Raw genomic sequence first — 12,717 nt, 5'->3', positions numbered from 1 at the left:
CGGTGAGAGCGGCGAACTGGTTCTTGACCACAGAGAGCACAAAGGACACAAAGAACACAAAGAAGAAGCAGAGTGCGGAGTGGTCAGCGAATCGATCGTGGGCTCGGGAGCGGAATGCGCATAGCGTTGCGCTTGGTTGGGCGCGGTCCGGGTTTTTAGCTTCGGATGTCCTGGGGTGCGCGGCAAAGAAGGATGCAACGCATGCAATCGCGTGTGCTCGGAAAGAGCGGCTTGAAAGTCTCGGCGATGGGGCTTGGGTGCATGGGATTGAGCTATGCGTACGGCGAGCCGACGGAGAAGCAGGCGGCGGTTTCGCTGCTTCGCGGCGCGTTCGAACTGGGCGTGACGTTTTTCGACACGGCGGAGTCGTACGGGCCGTTCACGAACGAAGAACTGGTGGGCGAGGCGCTGGCGCCGGTGCGCGATCGCGTGGTGATCGCGACGAAGTTCGGCTTCAAGGGCGGCAAGCCCGCGGACGGCTTGGACAGCCGGCCGGAGAACATCCGAGCGGTCGCGGAAGCATCACTCAAAAGGCTGAAGACCGATTGCATCGATTTGTTCTATCAGCACCGCGTTGACCCGCAGGTGCCGATCGAAGATGTGGCGGGCGCGGTAAAGGAGTTGATCGCGCAGGGAAAGGTGAAGCACTTCGGGATGTCGGAAGCGGGAGCGGGCACGATCCGGCGTGCGCACGCGGTGCAGCCGGTCGCGGCGCTACAGAGCGAATATTCGCTGTGGTGGCGCGAGCCGGAAGGGGAGATCTTGCCCCTGCTCGAGGAATTGGGGATTGGGTTTGTGCCGTTCAGTCCGCTGGGGCGGGGTTTTTTGACGGGGGCTTTGAGCGGGGCGGCACTTGATGCGAAGGATTTTCGTAGCGCGCTGCCGCGGTTTTCGGAAGAGGCGCGGAAGGCGAACCAGGCGCTGGTGGATTTGCTCGGAGAATTGGCGGGCGCGCGAGGAGCGACGCGGGCGCAGATCGCGCTGGCGTGGCTGCTCGCGAAGAAGCCGTGGATCGTACCGATCCCGGGGACGACGAAGATGGAGCGGCTGAAGGAGAATCTGGGCGCGGCGGCGATTGCGTTGAGTGCGCGCGATCTGGAAGAGATCGAGGCGGCGGTTGCGCGGGTTCCGGTTCAGGGTGAGCGGTATACGCCGGCGCAGCAGAAGATGGTGGGGCGGTAGAGCAAATGGCCAAAGAGCCAAATTGCCAAAGAGCCAAAGAGCCAAAGGGCCAAAGGGCCAAATTAGGAAGAGAACGCGGAGGAGCGGAGGTGGCGGAGTTGCGCGGAGGGGCGAATTGGGAGAGAGCGGGCCGCTCGAGGGCGGTTCACTTTGGCGCTTCGACTTGCTGCCAGTAGTCGGGAGCGAGTTCAACGATTGCGGACCAGTAGGTGCTTTCCCGAAGGCGCTGATGAAAAGACTCGAGGAGGCGCTGCCGGAGGTTTGGCATGTCGTTCGGGCACGCCCGCGCGAGAAATGATTCGGCTAAGTCCGGGTGGCCCGAAAACACAAGGTCGAGCATCGGCTGGAGCAAGCCGTTTTCGCACAGCACGCTCCACTCTGTTGCGAACTCGTCCGGGAAGCTCATGCAAGTTCCATCGGCCTGTTCGTTCAGGGATTCGGTTGAAGGCGGCGGGGCACGCATCATGTCGACGTCGGGAATGAGTTTGCCATTCTTCATTGAGAGAATGACTATCGGCGCGGGACCGCCGGTGCCTTCCCAGCAGGTGAATTCACGATCACTTGCGCGGATTCCGAACTTGCCCGATTCCGCCGGGGATTCGATGACACGGAATTCTTCTCCGTGCTCGCGATCAAGCTGCGCCGATTTCAACAGGTCGGCATCGATGATGGTGTACGTGTCGTGATCAAACGAAACCGATTCCACGACGATGTCGCCGATGCCATCACCTGTGAAGTCCAGTCCGTTTAAAGACTCGGACAGACTCGAGCGCCACTCCGAAAGGAAGAGCCGAGAAACCTCGGAACCGCCTCGATGCATCTTTAACAGGTAGCCCAAGCGCATCCATGTCACGTCGCTGTGCGGATTGGCGAAGCCGTTGTAGACGATCGCGTACGTTTGACGGAGAGATCGCCGATCGTGCACTGCTGTTCGAGCAGTTCCTGGCGATTCCACCAGACCCATTGGTCCAGGGCGAATTGCCGCGGCACGAAGCTGAGTGCTGCAAGAGCGAGCGCGATTACGATCATCCCGAGGCGGATAATGGGTGTGCGTCGAGGGGCGAATTGGCTTGCGGGCGTGCCGCACTCGGGGCAGCGGTCCGATGTGAGACCGCGTCTGTCGTAACCGCAATTGCGGCAGTGGGTGTCGCGCAGGCGGTACTGACGCCAGAGCGAATAAATCAGGATCAGGCAGACTGCGATGCAGAGAGTCGCCCAGAGCACGCGCGCGGATGTTTCGATGGAGGGCACGTGTCGTTCAATGTACACACTTGCGAGAACCCGTCAAAGAGTCGGATCGGAATTCGAGACGCGGGCGCGGAAGCAGAGCGTTGACGGGGGAGGGCGGTTGAGTATTTGGAGAATGGTGCGGATTCCTCCGCCCCTCGCGGGGCGGGCGGGTTCGGGGCATTCTCTCGACGGGTTGCGCTCGGTCGAAACGACCTCGCTCCACCCGTCGCTACAGCCCGGCGCCCCTGCGGGGCTGAAGAGGATGCGGGATGCATGGATTGTGCTGCCGCGGCGGTTGCGCGGGTTTCGGCTCACAGGATTCTCCGGCAGATGGGGGGACGGTATTGGCCTCGCTAGTGGCGGGCGACGGCGCTCCAGTATTCCGGCGCGAGAGCGACAATTGCGTCCCAGTACGGGCTCACCTGCAGTCGGGAGAGGAACGCAACGCGGAATTCCTGCTTGCCGCGGAGGTTGGCAGGCCACGCGCGGTCGAAGAGTTCGTCGGCGGTGGTCGGATTGCCGCTGTAGATGAGATTGAGCATGGTGCCCCAGAGCAGGGGAGTGGGTTCGGTTGAACCGGGGTCTGCGTTCGATTCATCGTGAATGGCATCGACCATCAATGTGAGCGCGGCGGGGGAGGGCTCGGGTGAGCGCATCAGGTCGATGTCTGCACGGAATTGGCCAGCATCGTATTTCAGAATGACACGAGGTGCGGGCGACCCCGCGAAGCTGGTTTTCCAGTATGCAAAGGTCCAATCGCGGATTGCGAAGCGATAGGTGCGCGATCCGGAGGGCCATTCGAAGAGTTCTTCGCCACCGTCGTAGACGTCAATCGCAGAGTGCACAGGAACTGGGCCGCTGACATCGAAGATGTGGTAGGTGCGGCAGCAGTGCGCGCCGCCCGAGTAAGTTGTCAGAACGATTTCCGGAATTCCATCGCCGGTCAGATCGAATCCTGACATTGGGGCGGCGCCGTGCATGTCGGCCAAGGGATCGGAGGGTTTGAGATGGTTTCCAGATTCAGATTCTTTCGGAAACATCAACGGAGTCGTCGTCACTCGGATGTCGGTGTCGAGCTGCCCCGTGTCTTGGTGTGTGAAGTGGAGCAGAAGACGGTCTCTCCTTGTCAACACGAGGCCGATGCCGAAGTTTCGTTCTCCCCAATCAGGCCTGGAGTATTTGTACTCGTAAGAAAACAGCTCGGCGCGTACGCCGGCGACTTCCGTTCTTCCGAGGGGTACGGCTTCGCGGAAGAAGTATTCCCAGTAATCGATGAGCCGACGTTGCGTCCACCAGCCGACCGAGCAGAGAACGAGGAGAATCGCGGCGAATACCGCGGGTTTAAAGGAAAAGGATCGTCCGCGAAGTTCGGCATCGCTTTGGTGGAGCGTGCCGCATTCGGGGCATTGAAGCGACCTGAGGTTGCGCATGTCATACGAGCATTTGCGGCAACCAGCGGGTCTTCGGCGAACGAATTGAAACGCAAACCAGATCGAGAACACAACGCCCAGGAAAGCGATCGCCAAGAGACTAGCGCGGAGGACCAAATGGGGCGTCGAATACACAGCCTAACCGTAGAGCTTCGCGAGATCGTGCCAGAAGGTCGGGTAGGTTTTCGCGACGCAGGCCGGGTCTTTGATGAAGACGTTGGGGCGGCGGAGGCCGATCAGCGCGAGGCTCATGGCCATGCGGTGATCGTCGTAGGTGTCGAACTCGACGCGGGAGCTCGCGAGCGACATATCGCCCCCGCCTGCCAATGGGGGGGGCGTGATTGCCATGACATCGTGGTCGCCCATGACGGGGCAATCGACTCTGACGTGGAGCTTGGTGAGTTCGTTGCGGAGGGCTTCGATGCGGTCGGTTTCTTTGACGCGGAGGGTGCGCAGGCCTCGCAGGATCGACATGCCGGGTGCGAAGCAGGCAACCGCGGCGAGGGTCATCGCGGTGTCGGGCATGGTGGAGAGATCGGCCATGATCGGTTCGAGCGAGACCGGGCCGCCAACCTGGATGAAGTGATCGCGCGGATCGGGTTCTTCGCGCGCGGAGAGGGGCGTGTTCTGGGTCGCCGGGTTCTGCTCGATGATCGCGCCCATGCGCGCGAGGAGAGAGGGAAAACTCGCGTCGCCCTGGAGCGAGCGGTGGGAGAGGCCGGTGAGTTTCGCGGTGGAACCGGGATTGATTGCCGCGGCTGCCCAGAAGTAGGTGGCGCTGCTGGCGTCGGGTTCGACTTCGTAGTCGAAGGCGTCGAGGCCGGGGGCTTTTCCTGCGGCGGTTGGTGGGGGGCCGACACGGATGATGCGGAGGTCTTCGGACGTTTTGACGAGCGCGCCGGCGCGCTGGAGGAGGCCGACGGACATTTCGATGTAGGTGGGGCTGGTGATTTCGCCGGTGAGGCGGATGGTGAGGCCGCCTTCGAGCCAGGGCGCGATGAGAAGGAGCGCGGAGATGAACTGGCTGCTCTGCGTGGTCGGGATGTCGAGGACTTTGCCCGGACCCTTGCGTGACGGCGGCGGGGTGATGCGAACGGGCGGGCAGTTGGGCGTTTCGAGGAATTCGCAGGTGGCGCCGAGGCGAGAGAGGATTTCGGTGAGTTCGCCGATGGGGCGCTCGCGCATGCGGGCGTTGCCGTCGATGGTGAGCGGGTTTTCGGCGAGGAGCGCGGCGGCGGCGAGGAAGCGGGTTGCGGTGCCGGCGTTGTTGAGATTGAGCGTAAGACCAGATTGCGGCACGGGCCAGGTGCCGGATATGCCGCGGACGGAGAGGGTGTCGTTTTCGAGTTTGAGTGTGACGCCGAGTTGTTCGAGGGCGGCGCGCATGCGGATCGCGTCGTCGGCTTCGAGGAGGGGCGCGTGGATTCTGGATTCGCCGCGTGCGAGCGCGGCGAGGAGGAGCGCGCGGTTGGTGAGGGATTTGGAGCCGGGCGTGCGGAGCGAGAGATCGAAGATGCCGCGCTTGCCGCGGGGGAGAGGCGTGATGGGAAGCGGGTTTGGGAGATCGGAAAGCGGGCGCAGGAAGACCGAGGCGGGGTGATCGGGGGGGAGAGATGAAGAAGTCGTGGTCACGGTGCGCAGATTGGAAGGCGCGCACGAGCGAGCCGCAGTTTGAGGCGGGATTGTATCGGTGGAGAAGCGGACATTGGAGAGCAGAATGACGAAACAGATCACCACCAGCCGAAGACAATCCCAGAAACCACGACGCCGACAGCCATCAGCGCGCACAGAATGCCGAAGAAAAAGTACCACCGCTCAGACTGTCGAGCTGGCATGGGTCCTTGGGCGACTTGACGAAGACATTCGGACAAGACGTGGAAATCGGTGATCCAGTCCGGAATGAGAATGCAACCTCTTGTCGTGAGAACCGCGAGGCCGGAAGAGCGAGGCCAATTCTCTGCTGCAAGGATTTCGTCAAATCTGCATTCGAGAGAGGCACGCGGACTTAAGTAACTGGGCCATCGATTCGAGATCCAGGTGTTTTCGAAGCGGATGCAGTCTGTACTCGTGTCAATAGCGACAGAGAACGGTTGGGAACCCGGACCGCGAAGTAAGAAGAGATAGCCAACTGCAATCAAGCCGGGCCCAGTCGCGATGGTTGCCAGCGCGATGATGATCTGCGCTGGCAGCGATAACTGGCTCGGTTTCGTCAACATGAAGACGCCCAAGACCGGCAGCGAAACTCCACCGATCAGCATGCCGACGCCGAATATCCGATCTCTGATGTGTCGCCATCCAAGAGACCAAGGACTGGCACGAAAAACTCTGATGCGGCCTTCGTTGGGCTCCACGGCGATCACTCAGGTATTGCAAGCGGCGCAACCGCGGCTATTCAGACAGTTCCATGTCGTTGTCGCGGCGGAAGATCGCGACGACATCTTCGATGGGGATGACGAAGAGGCGGTTGTCGCCTTCGAACTCGACGGGGATCGCGTTTTTGGGATTGAAGAGGACACGGTCGTACTGCTCGATGGTGTAGTCGTCGTCGCGTTCGACCTGGCGGCTGATGGCGACGACGCGACCGGTGAGCGTGGGGATCTCGATCTTGTCGGGCAGATGGATGCCGGTCTTGGTTTGTTTCTTGTCGGCGTCTTTGCGGATGAGGACGCGCTTGCCGACGGGTTCGACGATTTCGAGTGTCGGCTTGCGGGAGGACTTTTGGGTCATAGGGGAGAGTAGGAGTGCGGCATTCGGAGTTCGGAGTGGAGGGAGAAATGGCCAAAGGGCCAAAGTTCCAAAGGGCCAAAGGAAGAGGAAGCGCGGAACGCGGAACTCGGAGTGCGGAACGGCGGATCGGATATGCTGCGATTCGTTTCGGTTTTCGCACCGATGCCTGATGCCATTTGCCTGATACCTGCCATGAAACAACTCACCGATCTCATTCGTGATGTGCCGGACTTTCCGAAGCCGGGGATTCTGTTCAAGGATTTCACGCCGCTGCTCGCGGATGCGGCGGGGCTTGCGCTGGCGGTGGAGCTGATGGCGAATCCGTTTCGGGGCAAGGGGATCGAGTTTGTGGTGGGAGCGGAGAGTCGCGGGTTTATTTTCGGGACGGCGATTGCGCAGGCGTTGTCGGTCGGGTTTGTGCCGATTCGCAAGCCGGGGAAACTGCCGCGGAGCGTGCACGGTGCGGACTACGCGCTCGAGTACGGGACGGATCGGCTGGAGATTCACACGGACGCGATGACGCCGGGGAAGCGCGTGCTGGTGGTGGATGATCTGCTTGCGACGGGGGGGACGCTGGCGGCATGCTGTGAACTGGTGAAGAAGTGCGGCGCGGAGATCGCGGGGATCGCGGTGCTGATTGAACTGGTGGCGCTCAAAGGGAAAGACCGGCTGGCGAAGTACGGGCCGGTGGGGGCGGCGATCAGGTACTGAATTTCGGATGTCGGATGTCGGACAGGCGGACAGGCGGACAGGCACCCTATTTCAAGAGCAACGAGCGAAGCAAACCCACCCCCTGCCCCCTCCCGCGGGGAGGGGGTCTCTGAGTTGCGCGACCGCGCGTGCGATGTTCACTTCGCCGGCGTAAGCGTTTCGGCGTCGTCGACAACTTTTTCGAGTTGCTTGTGCTTGAGATCGGAGCCGCTAATCGGCGCGCGTTCGACGACGCGGAGGCCGGCGGGGATCGGGATGCCCTCGAGTCCGGCGGCGATCACGAGGCGCGCGGTGACGCCGGGGTTGCCGGGGCCGACGACGACGAGCACGATGCGTGCGACACGGACATCGCCGGTGGGGAGGTCTTTGCCGGTGTCGAAGTTGGCGATGGTGAATGTCGTGTGCGAGCCGGGCTTGGAAACGCGGCGGGAATCGAAGAGCGGCTGGCGCTGGAGCGCCGGGTGATCGCCGCCGCGGACGCCCATGAGCGTAACGCGCGCCGTGTCCGGCGCGGACATGGAGATTTCGATCTGGAAGGCGGCGAGTGCGCGTGAGCCGACATCGAGCATGATGTCGTAGGAGAGGATGCGGGTTTCGGCGAAGCCGGGCTGTGCGAAGCCGGGCGCGGGGGCGACGGCGGGCATGGCCGGGCTGAAATTGAATCGTGGCGCGTCGTGGCGTTCGGCGCCCTCGCTTGAAGAATCCGCGAATGCGTCGCGTTCGTCGCGGGCGGCGAGCGCTCGATCGGCGAGCGCGGGAACCTGACTCGGCTCGGCACCGACGACCTTGGCGGCGAGTTCGTTGACTTCTTCGAAGGGGCTGACGACTTCGCCGGTCGGTTTGAACCCGCTGCGGGAGCGCTTCGCGGTTGCGCCGGGAGAGTTTTCGACGCGGCGCGCGAGATTGAGGACGTCGAGAATAGTGGGCTTTTCGGGGACGGCGTAGGCGTAGGTTGCGGCGGCGAGCGGCGTGGTCGCGTTGAGATCGTCGGTTTTCTCGGCGGCGCCGGCGTCGGCGAGATGCGTGATGGACTCTTCTCTTGCCTTCGCCGCTTCGCGCTGTTCGGCGGCGACCTTGGCGAATGCGCTGTTGGCGGCCATCTCGGCGTTGCGGCGGTTCATGTAGAACATGAACGATGCGACGATCGCGAGGACGGCGGCGATCTGGAAGCCGCGCCAGAAACCGGCGCTGTGCGCCTTCTTGCGGCGGTAATCGTGGAGCGTGTGGAGCACGCGCGCATCGGCCTCGGGGCTGACTTCGAGAGAGGGCGCGAAGGCCTCGCGCAGCTCGGCGAGAGCGCGCGGCGCGAGGACAGGATCGGGGAGCGCATCGCCCAAGGCGGCTTCGGGGTCGAGAGGGGGTTGAGTGGGCGGGCTAGACATTTTCTCAGACGGGAAAGATGAGACAAAGAGGCCGGAAAGACGGCCCGGTGCTTGAGCGCGCCGGGCGGGGGGGAAGTTCATCGGGTCTGGAATGGGGATTTGGGAAGAGGTTGGGGTCGGGGGTGAGAAACCGGCGAGGTGATGAGGTGATGAGGTGGGGAGGTGGGGAGGTGGGGAGGTGATTTGCGGAACTAGGAGGTCGGCGGAGGTTCGCCATCGAAGAGGGACTGAGTTTTCGGGTCTTGGCGGAGGGTGGCGATGGCCTGGTGGAGGCGGCTTTTGACGGTTCCGATGGGGATGTCGAGGACTGCCGCGACTTCACGGAGAGAGAGGTCGTTGACGAAGCGGAGAATGATCACTTCGCGCTGACCTTCGGGGAGATCCGAAACGACTTTTTCGATCGGGCGGGGCCCGGTTTCGGGAGATCCGGAAGCGGGTTTCCCGGCGGCATCGTGGGTGGGCGAGAGCGCGACCATGCGGTCTTTGCGGCGGATGGTGAGCGCGATGTTGCGGACGGCGGGATAGAGGAAGGTGGAGAGTTTGGACGTGAGGCGGAGGGTGGGGAGTTTCTTGACGAGATAGGAGAAGGTGTCCTGGAGCACATCGAGCGCTTCGGATTCATCGCGCGTGTAGCGGCGGGCGACACTGATGACGAACGAGCGGTGGCGCTTGTAGAGAGCGAGAAAGGCTTCTTCGTCGCCCCGGGAAGCGAGGCCGACGAGGAGCGCATCGGCGCGGGGGTCGTCATCGCGCGGATTGGAAACGGGCGCGGGGAACTTGAGGGGCGCGGGGCCGTGGTCCTGGCCGGGTGAGCCGGTGATCTGCAATCGGGGGTTTTGATCGCCGGGGCGTTCCATGTCGGGAGAAGAACAGGTGAGGAGGTGAAGAGGTGAACAGGTGACGAGGTGTGAGCAGCCTACTCGATTCTGGGGTCGACCCAGCGGTAGAGGACATCGACGATCAGGTTGAAGATGATGAGCATGGATGCGTAGATGAGCACGACTCCGATGATGAGAAAGAGGTCTTTGTTCTGGACGGCGTTGACGAAGTGTTGACCCATGCCTGGGACGACGAAGACGCGCTCGACGACGAAGGAACCGGTCATGGCGTATGCCGCGGCGGGGCCGAGGTAGCTGAGGACGGGGAGGAAGGCGTTTTTGAGGGCGTGCTTGAAGAGGATGCTGCGTTCGGAGACGCCCTTGGCGCGGGCGGTACGGATGTAGTCGGACTGGAGCTGCTCGATCATGCCGAGGCGCGTGAGGCGGGCGATGTACGCGGCGAAGGGGAGGCTGAGCGTGAAGGCGGGGAGGAGGAGATCGACCGGGCGGCCCCAGCTTGGGATGCGACCCCAGCCGAGAAGAACGGGGAAGATGAGGAGGAGCGCGGCGCCGATGACGAACGAGGGAAGGCTGATGCCGATGAGCGCGACGATGAGCGTGAAGAAGTCGGCGGCGGAATTGGGCTTGACCGCGCCCGCGACCCCGGCGACGACTCCGATGATGAGCGCGATGAGGATGGCGGTTGCGCCGAGCGCCATGGAGACTGGGAGCGCGCTGGCGATGATTTCGTTGACGCGCTGATCGCGGTATTGGAGCGAGGGGCCGAGATCGAAGACGAGGCGCGTTGGCGGAGCGTGTCCGGCGGCTTCGGCAGCGCGGGCCTGCGCGGCGGCGCGGCCGGAGAGCGTGTCGCGGAGGTATTTGATGCCCGAGGCGTTGTCGAGATAGGACCAGTAGAAGGACCAGAAACTATCGAGGCGGTACTGCGCCTGCATCGCGGCGGCGACTTCGGGCGCGGGGCGGCGGCCTTCGGGGTTTTCGAGCGGGTTGCCGGGGATGCGCCAGGCGAGCACGAGCGTGAGGGTGTAGATCACCGCGAGGATGATGGGGAGCTGGATGAGGCGGCGGATGATCAGGCCGAGCACAGTCGAGTTCCGTTGGGAGATTCACCACAAAGAACACGAAGGACACAAAGAGCACAAAGGAGACGGGAAGAGAGTAAGGACGGAAGCCGAGAGAGTGAGGATCCGGTGCGGATGTCGGCGCATTTCGCGTCTCTTCTCGGTGTTCTTTGTGATCCTTGTGACTTGGTGGTGAACTCGACCGGGCACGAAATCACGATTCGGTCTCGCCGTCGTGGTGTTCGCCCGGCTTGCGGGGCGGGAGCGAGAGAGGAGTGTCGGAGCCTTTGCCGTCGCCGAAGAGATCGGCGCGATAGAGGAGCTGATCACCCCGCGGGTGCGAGCTGATGCCGGTGAGCTTGTTCGCGTCGAAGAGGTACATGTTGACGTAGTAGAAGATCGGGATAAAGGGCAGGTCTTCTTCGACGAGCAGACGCTCGGCGGCTTCGAGGAGCCGCATGCGAGCAGCGGGATCGGTTTCTATCGCGGCGAGGTCGAGGAGCGAATCGAATTCGGGGCTGGCGTAGGCGCGGTCGTTGTTGCCGTCCCCGGTGCGGGAGATCTCGAGGAAAGAAGTGGGATCGCCGTAATCGCCGAACCAACTGGCGCGGGCGGTCATGTAGTTTTTGTTCTTGAGGCGCTCGCGGAAGACCTTGATTTCCTGAACGGTGATCGTGGTGTTGATGCCGAGGACGCGCTCCCAGTCTTTGGCGAGCGTTTGCGCAATGAGTTCGTGGCCGCCGTCTTTGGTGATGAGCAGATCGAGCGTGATGAAGCCCTTGCCGCCGGGGTAGCCGGCCTCGGCGAGAAGGCGGCGCGCTTCTTCGGGGTCGTATCCGAGCCCCTTGGGAGATTGGTAGTTGCCGATCGAGTTGGGCGGGATGAGGGCGGGGGCGATGTGTTCACCGACGCGGCGGATGCCGCCGGCGATGTCGTGTTTGTCGGTCGCGAGCGCGAGGGCGCGGCGGACGCGCGGATCGGCGAGCGGGTTTTTGCGGCCGTCGGGCAGATTGGGCGAGCAGTTGAAATTCCAGAAGTAGGTGCCGAAGGCCGGGAAAACGTGCACGTTTTTGCGTGGATCGGGCGGGAGGCGCCGGTCGATCTCGATCGGATCGAGGCCCTGGGCTTTGAGCGAGTCGTACTCGGCGCGATGCTCGTTGTAGAAATCGCTTTTGTGCGCGACCATCTCGGCGCGGAACGGTGCGAGCACGTCGCTCACCCAATCGACGGCGCCGGTCTCGAACGCGAGGACGGAGGAGACCGGGTCTTCGACGGTCGGGATCGAGATCGTGTCGATGCTGATCGCGGATTGATTCCAGTAGTAGGGATTGCGGCGGAGGCGCAGGTCGCGCTTGAATTTCCAGGATTCGACTTCCATCGGCCCGTTGGTGACGAGGTTGGGTGGCTTGGTCCAAGCCTGATTCCACTTGATGCGGGCGGTGGCGGGGTCGAGGTTTTCGTAGCGGCTGACGACTTGCTCGCAGATTGGGAAGAACGTGACGAAGCCGACCATGTCGAGGAAGTAGGGCGTCGGGCGCTCGAGCTCGATGATGATGGTGTGATCGTCGGGCGTGCGGGCGCTGACGAGTTCCGCGAACTTGTTCTTTGTCTCGTTCCACAGCGCTTCGGCGGCGGCAGGGTCGGGTGCGCCGGAATGAGCGAGAGCGAAATCGGCGAGGGCGCGGGTGCGCCAGTCGGAGAATGCTTTCCCGCCCTTGACGTGCTGCAGGAAGCCGGCGTAATCGGCGCCGACATCGGGGAGCAGGCCGCGCATCCAGGCGTAGAGAAAATCGGCCGGTGTGATCGGTGAACCGTCGCTCCACTTGGCGTCGCGCAGGTGGAACGTGTAGGTGCGAAGATCGGGAGAGATCTCCCAGCGCTTCGCGACGCCGGGGACGACGTTGTAGTCGTGCGTGAACACGTCGTTGGTGACGAGACCTTCGCCGATGACCTTGGCGACGCGGAGATCCTGTTGCCAGGACATTTGCTGATAGTCGAGGGTGGTGACGTCGCCCCGGTTGATGAACGTGAAGTCGGCGCGGGGCGATGGTCTGTCGGCGCCGACGATGGCGAAGATCGCGGCAATCAGGAGCGCGATGGGGATGAACAGGCGCAGCACGGCCCGAGTCTATGAGGTTGACTCGGCGGGCCCGGT

12 protein-coding genes are annotated in these 12,717 nt (G+C 62.9%); 2 read left to right on the top strand and 10 right to left on the bottom strand.

The window, feature by feature from the left end:
- Positions 1-201: 201 nt before the first annotated feature.
- Positions 202-1,182 carry an aldo/keto reductase gene (locus KF691_13615; GenBank protein ID MBX3390481.1) on the top strand — a complete coding sequence of 327 codons (981 nt, stop codon included), beginning with the start codon at positions 202-204 and terminating at the stop codon, positions 1,180-1,182.
- A gap of 145 nt (positions 1,183-1,327) precedes the next feature.
- Here KF691_13615 and KF691_13610 read toward each other — a convergent pair whose 3' ends face one another.
- The 6 genes from KF691_13610 to KF691_13585 all read right to left on the bottom strand — a co-directional run bounded on the left by KF691_13610 (position 1,328) and on the right by KF691_13585 (position 6,569).
- Positions 1,328-2,107 (bottom strand): hypothetical protein, encoded by a 780-nt coding sequence (locus tag KF691_13610; protein ID MBX3390480.1) that lies wholly within the window; start codon positions 2,105-2,107, stop codon positions 1,328-1,330.
- A complete protein-coding gene (locus KF691_13605; protein ID MBX3390479.1) occupies positions 2,032-2,433 on the bottom strand; it encodes a hypothetical protein in 402 nt (133 codons plus the stop codon). The genes KF691_13610 and KF691_13605 overlap by 76 nt, the downstream gene beginning before the upstream one ends.
- Positions 2,434-2,765: 332 nt before the next feature.
- Positions 2,766-3,842, bottom strand: coding sequence for a hypothetical protein (locus tag KF691_13600; protein ID MBX3390478.1), 1,077 nt, complete (start codon positions 3,840-3,842; stop codon positions 2,766-2,768).
- A gap of 138 nt (positions 3,843-3,980) precedes the next feature.
- Entirely contained in the window at positions 3,981-5,474 is a 1,494-nt protein-coding gene (gene aroA / locus KF691_13595) for a 3-phosphoshikimate 1-carboxyvinyltransferase (protein MBX3390477.1), read from the bottom strand.
- A 98-nt stretch (positions 5,475-5,572) separates the two neighbouring features.
- Complete coding sequence (locus tag KF691_13590) at positions 5,573-6,202, bottom strand: hypothetical protein (protein ID MBX3390476.1); 630 nt, start codon at positions 6,200-6,202, stop codon at positions 5,573-5,575.
- A 28-nt stretch (positions 6,203-6,230) separates the two neighbouring features.
- On the bottom strand, positions 6,231-6,569 hold the full coding sequence (locus KF691_13585) for a co-chaperone GroES (GenBank protein MBX3390475.1): 339 nt from the start codon (positions 6,567-6,569) through the stop codon (positions 6,231-6,233).
- A 192-nt stretch (positions 6,570-6,761) separates the two neighbouring features.
- Here KF691_13585 and KF691_13580 point away from each other — a divergent pair, with 192 nt between their 5' ends.
- Complete coding sequence (locus KF691_13580; protein MBX3390474.1) at positions 6,762-7,280, top strand: adenine phosphoribosyltransferase; 519 nt, start codon at positions 6,762-6,764, stop codon at positions 7,278-7,280.
- Between the two features lie 137 nt (positions 7,281-7,417).
- On the opposite strand, the gene KF691_13575 is transcribed toward KF691_13580, so the two are convergent.
- From KF691_13575 to KF691_13560, 4 genes are all read right to left on the bottom strand, one after another.
- Positions 7,418-8,662: a hypothetical protein gene (locus tag KF691_13575; protein MBX3390473.1), complete on the bottom strand. Its 1,245-nt coding sequence runs from the start codon at positions 8,660-8,662 to the stop codon at positions 7,418-7,420.
- A gap of 191 nt (positions 8,663-8,853) precedes the next feature.
- Positions 8,854-9,519, bottom strand: a complete 666-nt coding sequence (locus KF691_13570) for a sigma-70 family RNA polymerase sigma factor (GenBank protein MBX3390472.1) — start codon at positions 9,517-9,519, stop codon at positions 8,854-8,856.
- 59 nt (positions 9,520-9,578) lie between these two features.
- On the bottom strand, positions 9,579-10,586 hold the full coding sequence (locus KF691_13565) for an ABC transporter permease (GenBank protein ID MBX3390471.1): 1,008 nt from the start codon (positions 10,584-10,586) through the stop codon (positions 9,579-9,581).
- 190 nt (positions 10,587-10,776) lie between these two features.
- Positions 10,777-12,681 carry a peptide ABC transporter substrate-binding protein gene (locus KF691_13560; GenBank protein ID MBX3390470.1) on the bottom strand — a complete coding sequence of 635 codons (1,905 nt, stop codon included), beginning with the start codon at positions 12,679-12,681 and terminating at the stop codon, positions 10,777-10,779.
- Positions 12,682-12,717: the final 36 nt, after the last annotated feature.

It is taken from the genome of Phycisphaeraceae bacterium, from assembly GCA_019636555.1.
Classification (GTDB): domain Bacteria; phylum Planctomycetota; class Phycisphaerae; order Phycisphaerales; family UBA1924; genus JAFEBO01.
The sequence above is the reverse complement of the archived record's forward strand: the minus strand, read 5'-3'. Positions and strand labels throughout refer to the sequence as shown.

What these genes read in the sequence shown, in the direction of transcription:
- KF691_13615 (MBX3390481.1), top strand. Translation starts at nt 202, where the DNA reads ATGCAATCGCGTGTGCTCGGAAAGAGCGGCTTGAAAGTCTCGGCGATG.
- KF691_13600 (MBX3390478.1), bottom strand. Translation starts at nt 3,842, where the DNA reads ATGCGCAACCTCAGGTCGCTTCAATGCCCCGAATGCGGCACGCTCCAC.
- KF691_13585 (MBX3390475.1), bottom strand. Translation starts at nt 6,569, where the DNA reads ATGACCCAAAAGTCCTCCCGCAAGCCGACACTCGAAATCGTCGAACCC.
- KF691_13580 (MBX3390474.1), top strand. Translation starts at nt 6,762, where the DNA reads ATGAAACAACTCACCGATCTCATTCGTGATGTGCCGGACTTTCCGAAG.
- KF691_13575 (MBX3390473.1), bottom strand. Translation starts at nt 8,662, where the DNA reads ATGTCTAGCCCGCCCACTCAACCCCCTCTCGACCCCGAAGCCGCCTTG.
- KF691_13570 (MBX3390472.1), bottom strand. Translation starts at nt 9,519, where the DNA reads ATGGAACGCCCCGGCGATCAAAACCCCCGATTGCAGATCACCGGCTCA.